The sequence below is a fragment of the Corynebacterium halotolerans YIM 70093 = DSM 44683 genome (assembly GCF_000341345.1).
Taxonomy (GTDB): Bacteria; Actinomycetota; Actinomycetes; order Mycobacteriales; family Mycobacteriaceae; genus Corynebacterium; species Corynebacterium halotolerans.
The window spans coordinates 817,330-836,341 of sequence record NC_020302.1 but is presented as its reverse complement, the minus strand read 5'-3'; the positions used below and the strand labels follow the sequence as shown (position 1 = coordinate 836,341).

Here is a 19,012-nt window from a genome sequence, read left to right as displayed (position 1 = left end):
CCAGCTCAGTACGCTTTCTGCCCCGCGCGGGAACACCTCGGGAACAAAAGTGTCCGCCACCCGGCAACCAGGGCCGGGTGGCGGACACTTCCGCAGGTGCGGTTACTCGACCGGCGCAGCCTCACCGGTGAGGTTCTGGTACTCCTCGACGGCACGGTCCAGGGCGTCGAGAGCCCGGCCGTACTCCTCGAAGGAACCGTTCCGGGCGGTCTCGAGGTCACTCAGGGCGTCGTTGATGCGCTGGATGGCCTCGCCCTCGGAACCGGCGCCACCGGCCGGCGGGGTGGCCGGGGTGGTCTCCTCGGCCTCGTCGGGCTGCTCGCCCTCCGGGGTCTCGGTCGGCTGCTCCACGTCGCCCTCGTCGACCATGTCGATGTCCTGGGCGGCGCGTGGGTCGATGCCGACCTGTGACAGCGCCTGGGAGACGGTCGGCGCGTAGCCGACGCGGCCCTTGTAGGACACGAGCACGCGCAGCAGCTTCGGGAAGGCCGAGGCCTGGTTGGAGCGCTGCGAGTAGATCGGCTCGACGTAGAGGATCTCGCCGCCACCGACCGGCAGGGTCAGCAGGTTGCCGTTGTGCAGGTCGTTGGTGCCCTCCCACAGGGTGCGGTCACGGGCGACCTGGTCCGAGGACATCATGGCGTCCTGGGCCTGCTTCGGACCCTGGGTCTGGGTATTCGTCGGCAGGACTCTGACGGTGATCTCGCCGTAGTCCTCCGGATCGGAGCTGACGGACATGTGCGCGGAGAGGAACTCTCGCTGCAGACCACGGAACGGGGTGATCAGCTGGAAGCTGGGCTCCGCGGTCTCCGGGTCGGAGGCGACCACGTAGTACGGCGGCTGGGCGAGCTCCTGGCGGCCCTCCGGAGCCGTCGGGTCGCCGGGCACGGACCAGAAGGCGTCGTTGGTGTAGAACACCAGCGGATCGGACACGTGGTAACGGGTCAGCAGCTCTCGCTGGACCTTGAACATGTCCTCCGGGTAGCGCAGGTGCTCCTGCAGCTCGTCGGAGATCTCGCTCTTCGGGTTCACGGTGCCGGGGAAGATTCCCTGCCACGCCTTGAGGACCGGATCCTCCTCATCGAAGGCGTAGAGCTCCACGGAGCCGTCGTAGGCGTCGACCGTGGCCTTGACGGAGTTGCGGATGTAGCCGACGTTGTCGGTGATCAGGCGCTGGCTCGTGCCGTCCGGGTTCAGGGCGTCCTGCGTGGTGTCCGTCAGGGAGGTCTGCTCGGAGTAGGGCAGGTTGCTCAGCGTGGTGTAGCCGTCAACGATCCACTTGATGCGGCCGTCGATCACCGCCGGGTAGGTCTTGGAGTCTGTGGTCAGCCAGGGGGCGACCTTCTCCACGCGCTGGCGCGGGTCACGGTCGAAGAGGATCTTGGAATCGCCGCCGACACGGTCGGACAGGAGGAGGTTCATCTCCTGGTACTTCAGCGCGAAGGCCGTGCGGTTGAACCAGTTTCCGATGTCGACGCCGCCCTCACCGGTGTAGGTGTAGGAGGAGTTGTCCGTGTCGTACTCGACCGGACCGCTGCCGGTGGCGCCGACAATGGCGTAGTCCGCGCCGTCGGCGGCCGAGGCGATGACCGGACCGTAGTAGATGCGCGGCTGATCGACCTGGATGCCGAGCTCCTCAGCGCCGTTGGCCTCCTCCGCGATGGCGTTGGTCTGCAGGTCAGAGACCGTGAAGACCGGGAAACCACCACGGGTGGAGCCGGCGTCCTGGGCCGCCTCGTCGACGGTGTTGGCCTGCGCGGCCACGAAGCCGTTGCCGTGGGTGTAGACGGTGTGACGGTTGATCCACGTGGCCTGGTTGCCCTGCAGGGCGTTCGGGTCGATCTCGCGGGCGGCGACGACGAAGTCGCGCATCTCGCCGTCAACCTCGTAGCGGTCCACCGCCAGGGTCTCCGGGAAGCCGTAGAAGTTACGCAGCTGCTGCATCTGGGTGAACGTCGGGGAAAGGATGTCCGGATCCAGGAGACGGATATTGGAGATCGTCGCCTCATCGGAGGCGACCTCCTCGTCCGAGGCCCCCTCGGCGCCCCAGTTCTCGCGGTAGTCGACGTTCTCGTCGGTCAGCCCATAGGCGTACCGGGTGAAATCGATGTTGCGGGAGATGTACTCGGACTCCTTGGCCGCCCGGTTCGGGGCGACGGAGAAGCGCTCCAGCAGCAACGGCCAGGCGGTTCCGATGACCACCGAGGAGACGAGCATGAGCACCACGGCCAGGCCGGGAATGCGCAGGTCCTTGAGCACCACGGCGGAGAAGAACGCCACGGCCACGAGCGCGGCGATGACCATCAGGATGATTTTCGCCGGCAGAACGGCGTTGATGTCCGTGTAGCTGGCGCCGGTGAAGATGTCCTGCTGCGAGTAGAGCAGGTCGTAGCGGTCGAGCCAGTAGCTGGCAACACGCAGCAGCATCCACAGACCGGCGGTGACGGCCAGCTGGATGCGGGCCGCCCTGGCGACCTGCCCCTTGACTCCCATGGCCTGGTTGCCGATACGGATGTTGCCGAGCAGGTAGTGGCCGAACAGCGCGATGAGGAACGCGATGATCAGCAGCAGGGAGAAGGTGTCCACGAGCAGTCGCAGCATGGGCACGGAGAAGGCGTAGAAGCCGAGGTCATTGCCGAACTGCGGATCGTCGACGCCGAAGGGCTCCCGGTTGAGGAAGAGCATGACGGTGCGCCACGTGCTCTGACCGATGAAACCGGCGATCAGGCCGATGACGACAGGCACGCCGATCAGCAGCGCCTTCACGGATCGCTCCACGACCTGGCGGTACTGGTGGAGCGGGGAGTTCATGTCCATGCTCGCGAGGTCATCAGGGCGGTTACGCCACGTGAAGAAGCCCGCGAGCCAGACGATGAGGCCCGCGAGCAGGCCGAAGATCAGGAACAGGACGACTCTGGTGAGCACGACCTTCGTGAACACGCCACGGAAGTCGACTTCGCCGAACCACAGCCAGTCGGTGTAGAAGCCCACGAACATCGGTGCGACGATCACTAGGACGGCGATGATGCCGATGATCCAGCTGAGCACGCGGGGTGGGCGTTTCATAGGTGGGGAGGGTTGAGAAAGGCCGGTCGCCAAGTCCAGCTCCTAAGCACTATTGATAACGAAATACCGGTGTAGTGTCCTAGCCTAGAGAACTGCACCCCCGATTGACCAAGAGGAACCCGGCCATGACTGCACCCGAGTCCACCCCGCAGGCGCTGAACAAGGCCATGATGGAGGCCGTGGAGTTCGTTCACGCGGAAGGTTGGGAGGCCTCCCCCAGCCTCTTCGCGCTGGTGCCGTCCCGTCTACTCGTCGACCAGCTCGACGATCCCGACGACGCCGCCCCGCTGACCCTGGTCGTCCAGGACCTGCCCGGCCACCTGCGCCCCGGCTCCGATGAGCTCGGTGACTACGTCTCCCGGCTGGCGTGGCCCGCACAGGTCAGCGGCGTGATCCTGGCCCAGGAGATCCTTTTCCGCGACACCTCCGACGACGCCGAGCCGCGTCCGGCACGGCTGTTCTCCGGCGTGCTGCGCACCGAGGACGTCGAGCTGACGCTGCTGCAGCAGCGCCCCACCGAGGAGGAGATCGAGGCGGCCGGCCCCTTCGCCGAGGACGACATCGAGTTGCGTGGCGGGCCGGGGGTGGCGCCCGGGGTCATCGCCGCCCTGCGCTACGGGCTTGAGCAGGACCCCGGCGCCCTCGACTAGAATGACCGGGTACCCGTGCCCCGCGGAATCCGTTCCGTCCGCCTTCCCAGGAGTAATCCCCTCGTGAGTTCCACCCGCCTGCCCCGCCTCGCCGTCGCCGCAGCAACCCTGCTGCTGAGCACCGGTCTGGTGGCCTGCGGGACGGGCGAGGAACCCGCTCCCGGCGGAGAGACACCCTCCGCGACCGAGACGACGACGTCCCCGACGACCCCGGCGACGAACACGACGGCCACCACGGACACGTCGGCGCCCACGAGCACGACGTCCGCGACCGACACCGCCGCGGAGGAGACGACCACGTCGGCGGACAAGAACGGCGGAGGTATGAGTCCCGAGGTCGAGCCCGTCTACGAGGAGTTCAGCTCGCTGGCACCGCGGGCGGTGTTCGAGCAGTTCGAGACCTGCAACCCCACCGGCATCGAGAAGTCCTTCGAGTGCTCCGGCCCCGAGATCGGCCAGTTCCAGTTCTTCAGCTCCTCCGCCAAGGCCGCGTCGACGACCCAGCTGCTCACCGAGCTGCGCAGCTCGCGGGTGGTCGAGGACACCGGCCGCCGGGTGGTGGGCTGGTCGACGCTGGGCACCACGGCGGTGATCACGGTCGTCGACAATGAGGAGGGCCTGGTCATGCAGCAGATGGTCTCCTCCGACCAGGTGGACCCGGAGGAGCAGATCCATGATCTGGGCCTGGTCACACAGCCGACCGAGGACGCCGACGCCTCGGAGACCACCACGGAGACCGCTGAGTAGCTAACTGGCGGTGCAGGTGTCGACGGCCTCGCCGGCGGCGAAGTTCTCCATCTGCTCGATCGCGTCCTCGAGGGTCTCCACCCGGGCGACCACCAGATCCTCCGGGTCGCGGCTGACGGCCTCGGCGCAGTTGGCGGCCGGGGCGAGGAAGAGCTCGGCGCCGATCTCCTCGGCGGCGCGCACCTTGTGCACGATGCCGCCGATGGGGCCGACCGTCCCGTCCTCGGAGATGGTGCCGGTGCCGGCGACGAACTTCCCGCCGTTGAGCTCCCCGGGAGAGAGCTTGTCGATGACCGCGAGCGAGAACATCATCCCCGCGCTCGGGCCGCCGATGTCGGTGAGGTTGTACTCCACGGACATGTCCTCGGTGGGTTCGGAGGTCATCGTGATGCCCAGCAGCGCCACCGCCGGATCGTCCGGATGCTCACCGAGGGTGACGGTGCGGTCGATGCGTTCGCCGTCGCGTTCCAGGCCCAGCACCACCTCGTCGCCCGGCTGCTTCGCCTGCACCTGCTGGCGCACCTGTCCGGGCATGTCGACGGGCGCGCCGTCCACGGCGGTGACCACGTCGCCGGGTTCGACGTGCCCGGCCGCGGCGGAATCCGGGAGCACGTCGACGACCGCGACCTGGATGGGCACGTCGAGGTAGTTCATCGCGGCGACGGTGGCGGAGGCCTCCGAGGCGGTGAACGCCTGCTGGTTGGACTCCTGGATCTCCTCCGGGGAGCGGTTCGGGGGGAATACCTGCTCGATGGGCACCAGGGTGTCGTCAGTGGTCAGCCAGCGGCCCAGCGCCTGAGCGAGCGTCATGTTGGAGCGCACCGACACCGTCGTCATGTTGAGGTTGCCGGAGGTCTCGTCCACCGGCACCCCCTCGACGTCGACGACCGGTTCCCCGTCGACCTCCCCGAGGGTGTTGAAGGTGGGGCCGGGCCCCTCCGCGGCGTACGGGACCGTCAGGGAGATCTCCGTTCCGGGGATGTGGTCCATGGACACCAGCGCGGTCAGTGCCACGACGGGCACCGCACCCCACGCGAGGGTCCGCAGACGTTGTTGACGTCGCTTCGGGTGGGTCTTCGGGTGGGTCACGGAAGATCAGGGTACCTGTGTTCGCTGTCAGCGTTGCCCACCCCATGGCGATTCGGTCCGCCGCCCCGGTAGATTGGTCCCCATGAATACAGGCGGTTTCGGTTTCTCCTTCAACAACGACGACGATGATGACGACCGTCGTCGCGATCAGAACCAGAACCCGTTCGGCGCGTTCGGATTCGGCGGGGCGGACGGATCCGGTGGCCTGGGCGACCTGCTCAACCAGTTCGGCCAGATGCTCTCGGGCATGGGCTCGTCCATGAACTCCCCAGAGGGCGCCGGACCGGTGAACTACCAGCTGGCGGAGCGCATCGCCCGCCAGCAGATCGATTCGGTGCCGGCGGTGCGTTCCCAGGACGTCTCCGCCGTCGAGGAGTCGGTGCGGCTGGCTGAACTGTGGCTCGATGATGCCACCGTGCTCCCCACCGCTGAGGGCCGGGTCGTGGCCTGGAACGCGGAGGACTGGCTGACGGAGACCCTCCCGATGTGGAAGCGGCTGGTCACCCCGGTCGCCGAGCACATGAACCAGGCACAGATCGACTCCCTGCCCGCCGAGGCCCGCGACATGATGGGCCCGATGCTGCAGATGATGAACCAGATGTCCGGCATGAACTTCGGCATGCAGCTGGGTAACGCCCTCGGCGACCTGGCCAAGCAGACGCTCACCGGTTCGGACTTCGGCCTGCCCGTCGCCCCGGCCGACACCACCGCGATCCTGCCGGGCAACATCGCCCGCAGCGCCAAGGACCTCAACGTGCCGGCACAGGAAATCCTGGTCTACATCGCCGCGCGCGAGGCCGCCCGCCAGCGCCTGTTCCGCCACGTCCCGTGGCTCGTGGAGCGCCTGGTCTCCTCCGTCGAGGAGTATGCCGCCGGCCTGGTCATCGACACCTCCCACATCGAGGAGGCCGCCCGCGACCTCAACCTGGAGTCCGGCGACCCGTCCGCCATCCAGGACGCGATGCAGCGCCTCCAGGGCATGGACCTGTCCCCGAAGATCAGCTCCCGCAACGCCGGCGCGGTCTCCCGTCTGGAGACCCTGCTCGCCCTCGTCGAGGGCTGGGTCGAGCACGTGGTCACCGAGGCGATGGGCCAGCGCGTCCCCTCGACCGGCGCCATGACCGAGGCGTGGCGCCGCCGCCGTGCCACCGGTGGCTCCGCCGAGCAGGCCTTCGCCAAGGTCGTCGGCATCGAGTTCTCCGCGCCCAAGGTCGCCGAGGCCGTCGAGCTGTGGCGCCGGGCGGACATCGCCGTGGGTCAGGAGCGCCGCGACAAGGTCTGGGACCACCCGGACTTCCTGCCGTCGGCCGAGCACCTGGACAACTCCGCCGAGTTCATCGACGCGCTCCTCGACGAGGGTGGGGCCGACGGCTTTGACCCGATCGCCGAGATCAACAAGCTCGAGGAGATGCTCCGCGGAGGGGATTCCAAGGATTCCCTGGAGGCACCGAAGGACAAGTCCGGTGAGGACGAGTCCGGTGAGGCCAAGGATGAGTCCGAGGACGAGGACGGCAAGGAGGACGGTTCCGGCCGTTAGCCCTGTTCTTCCCGGTTGAGCCCCGGTAGGTTGCCTGCGCAGCCTACTGGGGCTTCGTCGTTTCCGTCCGAAGGTGATGCCGGGCCCCGGCCGGGCAGCGTGCCGCCGCAGATCTGCCCTGGGCGCTCCCGCACTGCCGTCCGGGGCAACCTGGAGGCGGTCCTTGCGGGATCCTGCTCCCGGAGAACGCGGGCTTGTCGATGGGTCGACTTCACTGAGTCGATCCCGCACCCGGGATCGACCGAGTGGGATCGACCCGGCGGGATCCTCCCGGTCCGGGGATCCTGGTCAGGACTCCCGCAAGGTCGGCATGGAGGCAGCCGCCGGTCCCATCGCCCCACCGCCCGGCAGGCGAACCCTACTCCCCCGCCCCGGGGCCCCCGAATCGCTGGTAGGCCTCCAGGTAGCCCTTCGCCCGCTCCGCCTTCGGCACCCGATCGGCCCACCGCCAGAACTCGGGTCCGTGGCCGGGGATGAAGGTGTGGGTCAGCTCGTGGACGATCACCGCGTCCAGCACGTAATCCGGAACCTTCTGCAACCGGTCCGTGATGCGGACATCGCCGGTGGCCACCGTGCACGAGCCCCAGCGGGTGGTCTGGTTCGACACCCACCGGATGGAGCCGAGCCGTGCCCGTCCCTCCAGGACCATCGCGTTGAGCTGCTCAGCCCGGGCCCGCAGGTCCGCGTCCGAGGTCCGCGAGGAGGTGGTCTTGCGTTCCAGCTTGGCCAGCATCTCGGAGACCACGTTCTCCTCCTCCGCCTTCGTCATGTGGGCGGGGATCCGCACGACGACCTTGTCGCCCTCCAGACGGGCCTGCACGGTGCGCCTGCGGCGGGTGGAGCGGATGACCTCGATGTCGGTTGGCATGACACGGAATTCTATCTGTGGTCGAATGGGGGCCGGGGATGAGCCGGTCGATCACACGGGGGACAACGATGGGGCATCTGCAGCTGGCACCGGGGGCGCACGTGTTTCTGCGCGGGCCGGGCGCCGTGCAGTTCGGGTTGGACGCCACGCGCGCCGGCGTCATCGAGACCGACTCGGCGACGGGCATAGTCGCCGGGCTCCTGGTCGCCCGGCGCCCCACCTCCCGCGCCCGGCTCGAGGAGGGATTGATACTCGCGGGGCTGAGCGCGCCCGCCGCCCGCAGTCTGCTGGATGATCTGGTGGTCTACCGGATCCTGCGTCCCGTGCCGCGGGCGTCGGTGATTCTGCTCGGCCGTGGCCGTCTGGCGGAGCTGACCGCTGAGCTGCTGCGGCGTTCCCGGGTGACGGTGCGCTCCCCGCTGCGGGGTGAGTCGGAGCTGGCGTATCTGGCGGGCAGCGACATCGACGTGCCTGTCCTGGTCGTCGACCGGATCGCGCACGCCCGCACCATGGCCCCGCTGCTCACCCGCTTCGCGCGCACCTGGCTGCCCGGCGCCGTTGTCGACGCCCGCGGGCTCGTCGGCCCGCTGCACCTGGATGGGGCGGGGCCGTGCCCGTTGTGCGTGGAGCTGCACCGCACGGACACCGACGGGCACTGGCACCGGGTGGTCACCCAGTTGCCGGGCGGGCCGGTCAACCCGGATCCGGTGGTGGTGGCGGCCACCGCGGCGCAGCTCACGGCGGCGGCGCTCGCCCTGGTCGGGGTGCCGGAACCACCCGGGACGCCCCGTCGGGTGCCCGCCGCCGGGGAGGTCACCGAGGTCGATCCGTACACCCTTGATCGCCGGCACCGGCTGGCCACGCATCCGCGCTGCCCGGTGTGTTTCACGCTCCGGCCGCCAGGGCGGCGGGAGGTCTACCGGAAGTTGGAGAGCGCCTCGAGCAGTCCGGCGCCGTAGCGTTCGACCTTGACGGGTCCCACCCCGGAGACGTCGAGCAGCTCCGACTCGTCTCCGGGCAGGGCCTCGGCGATGGCCATGAGGGTGGCGTCGGAGAAGACGATGTAGGCGGGCACGTTGGCCTCCCGGGCGACCTCGCCGCGCCAGGCACGCAGGGTCTCGAAGACCTCCTCGTCGGCGCCGGAGGGGCAGTCCTCGTGGCGGCCGAGGACCTTCTCCGCCGGGGTGTCCAGCGGGTGTCCGCACACGCGGCAGCGCTTGGGGCGCACGGTCCGCGGCGGGCCCTTGGCGACGTCGAGTTCGGGGGCGATGCCGTCGAGGAAGCGGGTGCGCTGCCGGGTCTTGCGCCCGCCCTCCTGACGGGCCAGGGACCAGGAGCAGTACAGGTGCTCCCGGGCCCGGGTGATGCCGACGTAGAACAGGCGGCGCTCCTCCTCGATCTGGTGGTCGCCGGCCTTGATCGCGTGGCTGATCGGCAGGGTGTTCTCCACCAGCCCGACGAGGAAGACGGCGTCCCACTCCAGGCCCTTCGCGGCGTGCAGACTGGCGAGGGTCACCCCCTCCATGGTCGGCGGGTGCTTGGCGTCGGCGCGCTGGCGCAGGGCGCGCAGCACCCCGGGCAGGTCGAGGCCCGGGGTGGCGCGCACGAGTTCCTCGACGAGGTCGACCAGGGCGTTCAGGGACTGCCAGCGCTCGCGGGCCTGCGCGCCCTCCGGCTCGGTCGGGGTCAGGCCGAGCGGGGCGAGCGCGGCGCGGGTCACGCGCACGGGGTCGTCGGGCAGGTCGTCGCGTTGGGAGGCGCGCACCAGCTCGGTGATGGCCTGGCGGATTTCGGGGCGGTTGTAGAAGCCCTCGCCGCCGCGGACCTGGTAGACGATGCCGGCGTCGGCGAGCGCCTGCTCGAAGACCTGCGACTGGGCGTTGATGCGGTAGAGCACGGCGATCTCGCTGGCGGGCACGCCCTGGTTGAGCAGGGTGAGGATCTTTCCGGCGACCTCGCGCGCTTCGGTGGGCTCGTCGTCGTAGGAGTGGAACTGCGGTTCGGGCCCGGGTGGGCGCATGCCCTGCAGCTCGAGTCGGGTGCCGGCCACCCGCCCCTGTGCCCTGCCGATGACGGTGTTGGCCAGGTCGGTGATCTGCGGGGTGGAGCGGTAGTCGCGCTGCAGCTTGACGACGGTCGCGTTCTCGTAGGTCCGCGAGAAGTTCAGCAGGTGGTCCGGGGTGGCGCCGGTGAAGGAGTAGATCGTCTGGTTGGCGTCGCCGACCACGGTCAGGTCGTCGCGCTCGCCCAGCCAGGCGTCGAGCACGCGCTGCTGCAGCGGGGTGACGTCCTGGTACTCGTCGACGACGAAGGTGCGGTACTGCGCCCGGAACTCCTCCGCCACGGCCGGGGCGTTCTCCAGGGCGCCTGCCACATGCAGCAGCAGGTCGTCGAAGTCGAGCAGCATGCCCTCCCCGGTGGTCTTGCCGTTCTCGTAGCGGCGGTAGACCTCGGCGACCTTCTCCGGCGGCACCGGCGGGGTGCGGTCGGAACCGGTGACGCGCTCGACGTACTGGTCCGGGGTGACCAGGCTGGCCTTGGCCCACTCGATCTCGCCGAGCAGGTCGCGCACGTTCTCCTTCGAGGAGTCGACGCTGACGCTGCGGGCGGCGCGCCCGACGAGCGGGAACTTGTTGTCCAGCATCCGCCAGGGCAGGTCGCCGGCGATCTGCGGCCAGAAATAGCTCAGCTGGCGGCGGGCGGCGGCGTGGAAGGTACGGGCCTGCACTCCCCCGACGCCCATCAGGCCCAGGCGGTGGCGCATCTCCCCGGCCGCCCGGGAGGTGAAGGTCACCGCCAGCACCCGGTTCGGGCTGACGAACCCCGACTCGATGAGGTGGGCGATGCGGTAGGTGATGGTGCGGGTCTTGCCGGTGCCGGCGCCGGCGAGGATGCACACCGGCCCCCGCGGGGCGGTGGCGGCCACCCGCTGGTCGTCGTCGAGGTCGTCCAGGTTGAGCACTACCTTTTGTTCCTCCATTCAGTGATCATGGCGTGGGCGATCGAGCCGGGCCGGGCCAGCGGCAGGTCGTCGACCTCGTCGCGGTCCACCCAGCGGATTTCGGCGAGCTCCCCGTCGGTGGGGGCCACCGCCTCCTGGTCGTCGGTGCGGGCGGTGAAGCCGACCATCAGCGAACCGCTCGCCGCCCAGGGCTGGGAGCCCCAGTAGCGGACCGAGTGGATCCTGCGCCCGGTCTCCTCACAGGCCTCGCGGGCGAACGCCTCCTCCAGGTTCTCGCCCGGGTCGACGTAGCCGGCGATCAGCGACCAGAACGTCCCCCGGTGCGCGTTGCGGGCCAGCAGGATCCGGTCCGTTCCGGCTAGCTCGATCAGCCCGATGACCGCCGGGTCCACCCGCGGGAAGACCCGCCGGTCGCGGCTGCCGCGGCCGATGATGCCGTCAGCGTCGAAGGTCAGCTCGGAGCCGTCGTGCGGGTCGAAGCGCAGCTGGTCGCGGTGGCGCAGCAGGGCGATCGCCCTCGTGACCGGCCGGTCGTCGCCGAACTCGCGGGTCTCGGCCACGCGTCCCCCGGCGCGCCGGGCCAGCGTCTCGACGTCCGCGGTGTCGACGCGGGCGGCCCAGCGGTCGGCGATGGCGTCGACCCGCACGAGCTGCCGGGCGTGCGTCGGCATGGTCGCCCACACCGCCTGTCCGGCGGCGTCGACGGCGACCGAGCCGGCCGGGTCGACCCACAGCACGGCTTCGGTCACGGGGTCCTCACGTCCTCGCCGGTCACGCGGCGGACGTAGAGCAGCCGGTCCCCGGGCTCGACGGACTCGGCCTCGGGGGAGTCGATGCGGTAGAGCTCGCCGGAGCGGACCAGGCCGAGGACGATGTCGGCCAGGTGGCGCGGGTTGGCGCCCACCTCGTCCTCGGCCACCGGTCGTTCGGCCACGGAGAAACCCTCGCCCGGGCTGAGCAGATCCTCCATCATCTCCACGACCGAGGGCGTGACGGTGGCCAGGCCCAGCAGGCGCCCGGCGGTCTCGGAGGAGATGACCACCGAGTCCGCACCGGACTGCTCGAGCAGGTGCTGGTTCTCGCTCTCGCGCACGGAGGCGACGATCATCGCCGAGGGGGCCAGCTCGCGGACGGACAGGGTGACCAGCACGGCGGTGTCGTCCATGTTCGGGGCGACGACGACGGACCGGGCCCGGCCCACGCCGGCGATCTTGAGCACGTCCGCCTTGGTGGCGGTGCCGTGGACGGTGACCAGCCCCTGGTTCTCCGCCCGCGCCAGGGCGGAGCGGTCCGGGTCGATGACCACGATCTGGTTCGGCGGCACACCGTCCGCCAGCAGGGCCGAGACGGCGGAGCGGCCCTTGGTGCCGTAGCCGACGACGATGGTGTGGTTGCGCACGCGTTTCCTCCAGCGCTGGATCTGCAGCGCCTTCCGTGAGTCCTCGGTGAGCACCGACAGGGTGGTGCCGACCAGCAGGATCAGGAAGGCGACGCGGAGTGGGGTGATGATGACGATGTTGATCAGGCGGGCCGACTGGGTCACCGGGGTGATGTCGCCGTAGCCGGTCGTCGACAGGGAGACCGCCGAGTAGTAGAAGGCGTCGATGAACGTCAGGTCCTCGCTGTAGCCGTCCCGGTCGACGTAGACGATGAACGCCACGGCGAACAGCAGGATGAAGGCGTACGCCAGGCGGCGGACGATCAACGCCCAGGGGCTCGCCCCGGCCGCGCCGGGGATGCTGATGACCCCGAGCAGCGCGTGGTGCGGCAGCTCGGACAGTTCCATGTCGCCGCGGAAGCGCTCGCGGATACGGTTGCGCATGGCCGGTCCTCCTCTCGTCCTCCCCCAGACATTAGTGGGTGATCACCGGGTGGCGGACTCCAGCAGCGCGGCCAGTTCGTCGCCACCCGGCAAATCCGCCGGTTCGAGGGTCTCACCCCAGCCCACGTAGTGGAACGCCGCCCGCACCGGTTCGGAGGTGCCGCGGATGCGGGTCCACGCCTCCCGGTAGACGGCGAGCTGGATCTCGGCGGCCCGCCAGGCGTCGCCCTTCGGCGGCCGGCCGGTCTTCCAGTCGATGATGAACCAGCCGTCCGGGTTGTCGGGGTCGCGGAAGACGGCGTCCATGCGCCCGCGCACCACGGCGTCGCCGATGGTCACCTCGAAGGGTTGCTCCACGAACTCGGGCGTGCGGTCGGCCCAGCGGCTGGCCAGGAACGCGGTCTTCAGCGCCTCGAGCTCGTCGGCGTGGACGACCTCCTCGTCGATGCCCGGCAGCTGGTCCTCGTCCAGCAGGGCGGTCGCCCCGAAGCGGTCCTCCAGCCACTGGTGGAAGGCGGTGCCGCGCTTGGCGTAGGTGTTCGGTTTGAACGGCACGGGGCGGCGCTGCCGGCGGGCGAAGGCCTCCGGGTCGGCGCGCAGCGCGACCAGGTCGGTGGCGGTCAGCTCACTCGGCAGCTCCACCTCGACGACCGGGGTGGTCAGTGCCTCATACTCCTCGATCAGGGCAGTGACCTCCTGTTCCCAGAAGTCGTAGGTCTCGCCGGCGGTCTGCGGCGGCAGCTCGGCCACCGCCGCGCGCACCAGGTCGGCGCCCTTGACGACGTCCGCGTCGACCGGCAGGTGCGGGAAGGTCCCGGTCTCCGGCTCGGGTTCGGTCACCGGCTCCGGGGTGTCCGCGTCGGTGTCGGTCCCGGTGTCCTCCGCCGGCTCCCACGTCACCGTCAGCTCCGGGAACTTCTCGGCGAGGTGCTCGAACTGCGCGTAGGGCTTCTTTCCGGAGCCGGTGACGGTGAGCACCCGTTCGGAGCGGGTCAGCGCCACGTAGAACAGGCGCGCGGCCTCCTCCGCCTCGGCGGCCCGGCGGTCGGCGATGTAATCCTTGGCCAGGTCCTCGAATTCCTTGCGGTCGTCGGCGGCCAGGGCCGCGAACTCCTCGTCCGGCAGGCGGGTGGGGTTGGTCAGGAACGTGGAGGCCTTGGCCGAGTAGGTGCCGGCGTCGGCGTGCAGGACGCTGACCACGTCCCACTCCAGGCCCTTGGCCTTGTGGGCGGTGAGCAGCTGGACGCGGTCGGAGCGCACCGCGACCTCACCGAGGGCCAGGCCGTCCTCGTGCCGGCGGGCCAGGTCGAGGTAGCTGAGCAGGCCGGACAGCGTGTCGCCGGAGTAGGCGGCGACCTCGTGGGCGAAGCGGTCCAGGTGGACGGTGCCGGCCGCATCACCCCGGGCGAGCACCTCGGTGCGGATGCCCAGGGCGTCCTCGATGTCGGCGAACAGATCCGGCAGGGACTTCGGCAGGCTGTAGGTGCGCAGGTGGCGCAGCCGGGAGGACAGGCGTTCCAGGCGCTCGAGCCCGTCCGCCGAGTAGCGGCCGCGCTCGCCGAGGTCGGCCACGGCGTCGGTCAGGCCCACCACCTGCTCGGGCGGGTCGGCGGTGACCTCCGCCAGCTGGGAGCGCAGGCGCTCGACCGGATCCCCTGGGTGGATGATCTTCTCGCGGTGTCCGGCGAGGTTGCGGGCGCGGTTCTGCAGGGCGACCAGGTCGGCCAGGCCGAGGCCGACCCAGGGGCCGGTGAGGATGCGCAGCGCGGCCGTGGTGTCCTGGGGGCGGATGAGCATGGTGGCCACGGCGACGACGTCGGCGACCTCCGGGACGTCGAGCAGCCCGGACAGCCCGACGATCTCACAGGGGATGCCGCGTTCGGCCAGGGCCTCGGCGATGCCCGTGGTGTGCCGGTTCTTGCGCACCAGCACCGCCCCGGTGAACCGCTCCCCGGCGTCCTTCTTCGCCTGGAACTCGGCGGCCATCCGCTCGGTGACGAAAGCGATCTCCTCGTCCTCGTCGGCGAAGAAGGCCAGGGCCACGTCACCCGCCCCCGCGCCGGGGCGCGGGGACAGCGGCTGGACGGGACGCTCGGTTCCCTCGAACACCCGGTCCGAGACCTCGTTGGCCAGCTGCAGCACCTCGGCCGGGTTGCGCCACGAGGTCGTCAGCTCCTTTTTCGGCGCCTCACCGGTGCGGGTGGAGAAGTCGTGGGCGAAGCCCGCGAGGTTCTTCACGGTCGCCCCGCGCCAGCCGTAGATGGCCTGCATCGGATCCCCCACCGCGGTGACGGTCAGACCGGGGTCGGCGGTGCCGAAGAGGCTGCGGAGCAGGACGCGCTGGGCGTGCGAGGTGTCCTGGTACTCGTCGAGCATGACCACCCGGAAGCGGCGGCGCTGGGACATGCCGACGGCGCGGTGGTCGCGGGCCAGCTTCGCGGCCACCGACATCTGCTCGTTGAAGGTGACCACGTTGCGGCGGGCCAGCTCGGCCTTGAGCTCGGCCACCAGGGGCAGGTACTGCAGGCGCACCTGCTGGGTGTCCAGCCACCCCGACACCGTCTTCGTGTAGTCCGCCACCCGCTGCTTCGGCCCCTTGGGCAGGTCCTCCACGGTCTTGAGGAAGGGTTCGGTCTCCTCCACGATGTCCTGCGCGGTGGCCAGGGAGTTGTCCATCTCGGTGACCAGGGCGAGCAGGTACTCGGTGACCGTGGACACGGACTGCCCGGCCAGCAGCCGTCCCCGGTAGTTGGTGACCACCTCGTGCGCGATGGCGAACAGCTCGGCCTGGGTGATCAGGCGGGCGGCGGGCTCGACCGGCATGAGCAGGCCGTACTCCCGGATGAGCGAGCCGGCGTAGGAGTCGTAGGTGGCCACCGTGGGGATCTGGGAGGTCAGCCGCTTCGCCAGATCCCCGCCGGGGTCGAGGTCGCGGACCTTGGTCTCCTTCGTCGCCAGCAGGTCCAGCCGGTTGCGGATGCGCTTGCCCAGCTCCTGGGCGGCCTTGCGGGTGAAGGTCAGCCCCAGGATCTCGTCGGGGGTGGCGTAGCCGTTGGCCACCAGCCACACCACGCGTGACGCCATGGTCTCGGTCTTGCCGGCTCCGGCGCCGGCGACGACGAGCAGCGGGCCGGGCTGCGCCCCGATGACGGCGGCCTGCTGCCCGGTGGGCGGGAACTTCTGCTCCAGCACCCGCGACAGCAGGACGGGCGAGATCTTGGGCTCAGGGGTGTCGGGCACTGGTGGTCGCCTTTCCTTCGGGCTGGACGGGGCAGATATTGCGCACCGGGCAGGTGTCGCAGGTCTCGTTGATGCGGGCGGTCAGGGTGGGACCGGCGAGCTCGGCGGCCAGGGGCGGCAGCAGCGCAGCGAACTCCTCGAGCTCCTCCGGGCTGCGGGCCGCCTGCTCCCGGGTGGTGACGCCCTTGGTGGCGGTGCCGGGATAGACCAGCACTCCCCCGCCGACGGTCAACGTCTCCTCCCCCGGCTGCGGGTCGATGACCCGGCCGTCGTGCAGCACGCCCCGCGACAGGGCCAGCTGGTAGGCGCTCAGCTGCCGGTGCTCCTGTGCCTTGGCCTGGGTGGTCGCGGTCTTCCCGGTCTTGAGGTCGATGACGTAGTGGTCGCCGCCCCCGTCGACCTCCAGGCGGTCCATCCGGCCGCGGATGCGCACGCCCTCGGTGACGGTGACGGCCACCGGCACCTCCACGCCGACCTGGGTGAACCCGGCGCGGGAGGTCTCGAGCCAGGTGCGGGTGCGTTCCAGCAGGCGGGCGAAGTCCTCCCGCTCCCTGGCCACCCGCCACTCCGGGTCGTTCTGGACACCGGCGTAGGCCTCGACGGTCAGGTCATGCGCCAGCTGCGGGTCGACACCGCGGCCGAGCGCCTCGAGGTAGGCGTGGGCCAGCACTCCCCTGGTCAGTGCGACGGGGGTCTCCTCCTCGTCGCCGAGCTTGCCGACGACCTCGCGCAGCGGGCAGGTGAGCAGGCCCTCAATGCGCGAGGGCGACAGGGTGCCGTCGGTGAGCAACCGCCCGTCGGTGGACACGGTCGTGGTGGTCCACCAGTCGTCCGGGTCGGCGCCGGGCACCCCGGCGGCGGCCAGGCGGGCGAGCTGCCGGGCGGCCTGGGTCTTCGCGTCCCCGCGGGCGTGCGGGTCGCACACGGTGTGCCGCAGTTCCGCGAGCAGCGCGGGCACGGAGAGCACCCGCACGTGCAGCGGCGTGTAGTCCTTCTGCGGCTCCTCGGGGGCCGGGGCGTGCCGGTCGCACTCGACGCCGCGCTCGGCGCAGAACTCGTCGAGGAAGCGGGAGGGCTCGGTGACCTCGTCGGCCTCGGGTTCGTAGACGGCCGTGACCAGCAGCCGGTGGGTGGCGCGGGTGGTGGCCACGTGGAACAGGCGCCGCTCCTCGGCGAGCCGGTCCGCGGTGCGCGAGATCGGCACATCCGGGTCGATGCCACGGTCGACGAGGTCGACGAGTTCCTCCTGGTCGAACAGGGAACCCGTCTCGCCGAGGGAGGGCCAGGAGCCCTCCTGCACACCGGCGACGATGACGGTGTGCCACTCGTTGCCCACGGTGCCGTGGGCGGTGAGCAGGGACACCGCGTCCGGGGTGGCGGAGCGGCGGTCGCGCACGCCGGTGGGCAGCTCCTGCTCGGTGATGTGGCGGACGAAGGCGTCGATGCCGGCGTCGGGACGGCGCTCGGCGTAGTCACCCGCGGCGTCGAACAGCGCCATCATGGCGTCGAGATCGCGGTCGGCCTGGGAACCGGTGGCGCCACCACGCAGGGAGGCGGCCAGCAGACGGTCGGACAGGCCGGTGGCCGACCACACCGCCCACAGCACCTCCTCGATGGTCCCGCCCCGCCGGGCCGCGCGCCCCTCCTCCAGAACGGAGCGGATGCGGGCGAGGATCGACTTCTCCCGGTCGGTGAGGGCGGCGCCCACGTCGGGGAGTTCCGCGCCGGGCCGGAGCAGGCCGCGCAGCGTGTCGATGGCGCGGGTGGCGGGGTCGAAGCGGCGCAGCCCGCGCAGCAGGCGGCGCAGGGTGACCGGGTCGGCGCCACCGACGGGGCCCTGCAGCAGCTCCATGAGGTCGTTCTCGGGCAGGTCCTCGGTCAGCGCCCGGATGCCCAGCAGCATGGCCGAGACGATGCGCTGTTCGGCCAGCACGACGTCCGTGGGGTTGAGGTGGACGGGCACCCCGGCGGCGAGCAGGGCCCGGCGCACCGGGCCGATCATGCCGACGGAGCGGACGACGACCGCGATGTCGGACCAGGGGACCCCGTCGAGCAGGTGGGCCCGGCGCACGGTGTCGGCGACCAGGGCGTTCTGGATCGACGGGGAGTCCACCACCACGGCCTCCTGCTCCGGATCGCGCCGGGACTCGCTGAGCTCGAGGACGTGGTCGACGGGGTGCGAGGTGAGGAAGGTCGGGTCCGCGCCGCGGAAGTGGAAGACGGACTGGCGCGGGTCACCGCCGATGACCACGAGTTCGGCGTCCGGCATGAGCCGTTCGATGAGATCGGCCGATTTGGGGTCGAGGTGCTGGGCGTCGTCGACGACGATGGTGTGCCAGGTCGAGGTGAACGGCTTCTCCAGGGCGGCGGTGACCAGCTCGGAGGCAGAGTAGCTGGTGTAGCTGCTGGCGCCGGACAGGGCCATGGTCTGCTCGTACTCGCGCAGGAAGCCGCCGGCGGCGGTCCAGATCGGCCGACCGTGGCGGTTGCCCAGGGTCTCGAGGTGCTCGGGTGCCAGGCCACGTTCGGCGGCGCGCAACAGGAAATCGCGCAGCTGGCGGGCGAAGCCGACGTAGCGCAGGGCCGGGCGGTGCTCGGGGGCCCAGGTGCCGCGGCCGTCGTCGGCGTGGCCGGCCAGCAGTTCCCGGATCACGGCGTCCTGTTCCGCACCGGTGATCAGGCGGACGGGGTCCTCGCTGGCATCACGCAGCAGGGCGAAGGCCAGGGAGTGCACGGAGCGCACCAGCGGGGCGTCGGAGACGAAGTCGTGGGCGGCCAGCCGGTCGGTCAGCTGGTGCCGCAGGCGGGCGCCGGCCTCCTTGGAGGAGGCGATGACGAGCACACCGGAGGGGTCGTGGCCGTCCAGGAGGCGGGCGAGCACGGTGTCCACCAGCAGGCTGGACACCCCGGAGCCGGCGGGGCCGGTCACCCGCCACGTGCCGGTGTCGGGCAGATCGAACGGCCAGGTGCGCGTGGTGGTGTCCACCGTGCGCGGTACGAGCCGGACGGCGGGGGTGGGTGGGAGCATGCC

At 70.6% G+C, this 19,012-nt stretch carries 12 protein-coding genes; 4 read left to right on the top strand and 8 right to left on the bottom strand.

Annotated elements, in window-relative coordinates; translation table 11 throughout:
• Positions 1-102: 102 nt before the first annotated feature.
• Positions 103-3,099 (bottom strand): UPF0182 family protein, encoded by a 2,997-nt coding sequence (locus A605_RS03940; protein ID WP_027004532.1) that lies wholly within the window; start codon positions 3,097-3,099, stop codon positions 103-105.
• Between the two features lie 92 nt (positions 3,100-3,191).
• Between A605_RS03940 and A605_RS03935 the strand changes: the two genes are divergently transcribed.
• Positions 3,192-3,716 (top strand): PPA1309 family protein, encoded by a 525-nt coding sequence (locus A605_RS03935; protein WP_015400211.1) that lies wholly within the window; start codon positions 3,192-3,194, stop codon positions 3,714-3,716.
• A gap of 63 nt (positions 3,717-3,779) precedes the next feature.
• A complete protein-coding gene (locus tag A605_RS03930; RefSeq protein WP_015400210.1) occupies positions 3,780-4,463 on the top strand; it encodes a hypothetical protein in 684 nt (227 codons plus the stop codon).
• Here the strand turns inward: A605_RS03930 and A605_RS03925 are convergent, their stop codons facing one another.
• The gene (locus A605_RS03925) at positions 4,464-5,552 is read right to left on the bottom strand and encodes a YlbL family protein (protein WP_042440047.1); all 1,089 of its coding nucleotides are present in this window, start codon (positions 5,550-5,552) and stop codon (positions 4,464-4,466) included. It abuts the gene before it with no gap.
• Between the two features lie 82 nt (positions 5,553-5,634).
• Here A605_RS03925 and A605_RS03920 point away from each other — a divergent pair, with 82 nt between their 5' ends.
• On the top strand, positions 5,635-7,089 hold the full coding sequence (locus tag A605_RS03920) for a zinc-dependent metalloprotease (RefSeq protein WP_015400208.1): 1,455 nt from the start codon (positions 5,635-5,637) through the stop codon (positions 7,087-7,089).
• Between the two features lie 358 nt (positions 7,090-7,447).
• Here A605_RS03920 and A605_RS03915 read toward each other — a convergent pair whose 3' ends face one another.
• Positions 7,448-7,957: a M48 metallopeptidase family protein gene (locus tag A605_RS03915; protein WP_015400207.1), complete on the bottom strand. Its 510-nt coding sequence runs from the start codon at positions 7,955-7,957 to the stop codon at positions 7,448-7,450.
• A gap of 68 nt (positions 7,958-8,025) precedes the next feature.
• On the opposite strand from A605_RS03915, the gene A605_RS03910 reads away from it, so the two are divergent.
• Positions 8,026-8,916 carry a TOMM precursor leader peptide-binding protein gene (locus tag A605_RS03910; RefSeq protein WP_015400206.1) on the top strand — a complete coding sequence of 297 codons (891 nt, stop codon included), beginning with the start codon at positions 8,026-8,028 and terminating at the stop codon, positions 8,914-8,916.
• On the opposite strand, the gene A605_RS03905 is transcribed toward A605_RS03910, so the two are convergent.
• The 5 genes from A605_RS03905 to A605_RS03885 are packed head-to-tail and all read right to left on the bottom strand — an operon-like array spanning position 8,874 to position 19,009.
• Positions 8,874-10,919, bottom strand: coding sequence for an ATP-dependent DNA helicase UvrD2 (locus tag A605_RS03905; protein WP_015400205.1), 2,046 nt, complete (start codon positions 10,917-10,919; stop codon positions 8,874-8,876). The two genes, A605_RS03910 and A605_RS03905, sit on opposite strands and share 43 nt — an antisense overlap.
• On the bottom strand, positions 10,919-11,668 hold the full coding sequence (locus A605_RS03900; RefSeq protein ID WP_015400204.1) for an NAD(+) diphosphatase: 750 nt from the start codon (positions 11,666-11,668) through the stop codon (positions 10,919-10,921). The genes A605_RS03905 and A605_RS03900 overlap by 1 nt, the downstream gene beginning before the upstream one ends.
• Positions 11,665-12,741 (bottom strand): potassium channel family protein, encoded by a 1,077-nt coding sequence (locus A605_RS03895; protein WP_015400203.1) that lies wholly within the window; start codon positions 12,739-12,741, stop codon positions 11,665-11,667. The genes A605_RS03900 and A605_RS03895 overlap by 4 nt, the downstream gene beginning before the upstream one ends.
• Positions 12,742-12,783: 42 nt before the next feature.
• Positions 12,784-15,981, bottom strand: a complete 3,198-nt coding sequence (locus tag A605_RS03890) for an ATP-dependent helicase (RefSeq protein ID WP_015400202.1) — start codon at positions 15,979-15,981, stop codon at positions 12,784-12,786.
• Entirely contained in the window at positions 15,965-19,009 is a 3,045-nt protein-coding gene (locus A605_RS03885; RefSeq protein WP_015400201.1) for an ATP-dependent DNA helicase, read from the bottom strand. The genes A605_RS03890 and A605_RS03885 overlap by 17 nt, the downstream gene beginning before the upstream one ends.
• Positions 19,010-19,012: the final 3 nt, after the last annotated feature.

Bases quoted from the DNA above. Each gene is read 5' to 3' on its own strand.
- A605_RS03910 (WP_015400206.1), top strand. From the start codon at position 8,026: ATGGGGCATCTGCAGCTGGCACCGGGGGCGCACGTGTTTCTGCGCGGG.
- A605_RS03920 (WP_015400208.1), top strand. From the start codon at position 5,635: ATGAATACAGGCGGTTTCGGTTTCTCCTTCAACAACGACGACGATGAT.
- A605_RS03885 (WP_015400201.1), bottom strand. From the start codon at position 19,009: ATGCTCCCACCCACCCCCGCCGTCCGGCTCGTACCGCGCACGGTGGAC.
- A605_RS03915 (WP_015400207.1), bottom strand. From the start codon at position 7,957: ATGCCAACCGACATCGAGGTCATCCGCTCCACCCGCCGCAGGCGCACC.
- A605_RS03895 (WP_015400203.1), bottom strand. From the start codon at position 12,741: ATGCGCAACCGTATCCGCGAGCGCTTCCGCGGCGACATGGAACTGTCC.
- A605_RS03935 (WP_015400211.1), top strand. From the start codon at position 3,192: ATGACTGCACCCGAGTCCACCCCGCAGGCGCTGAACAAGGCCATGATG.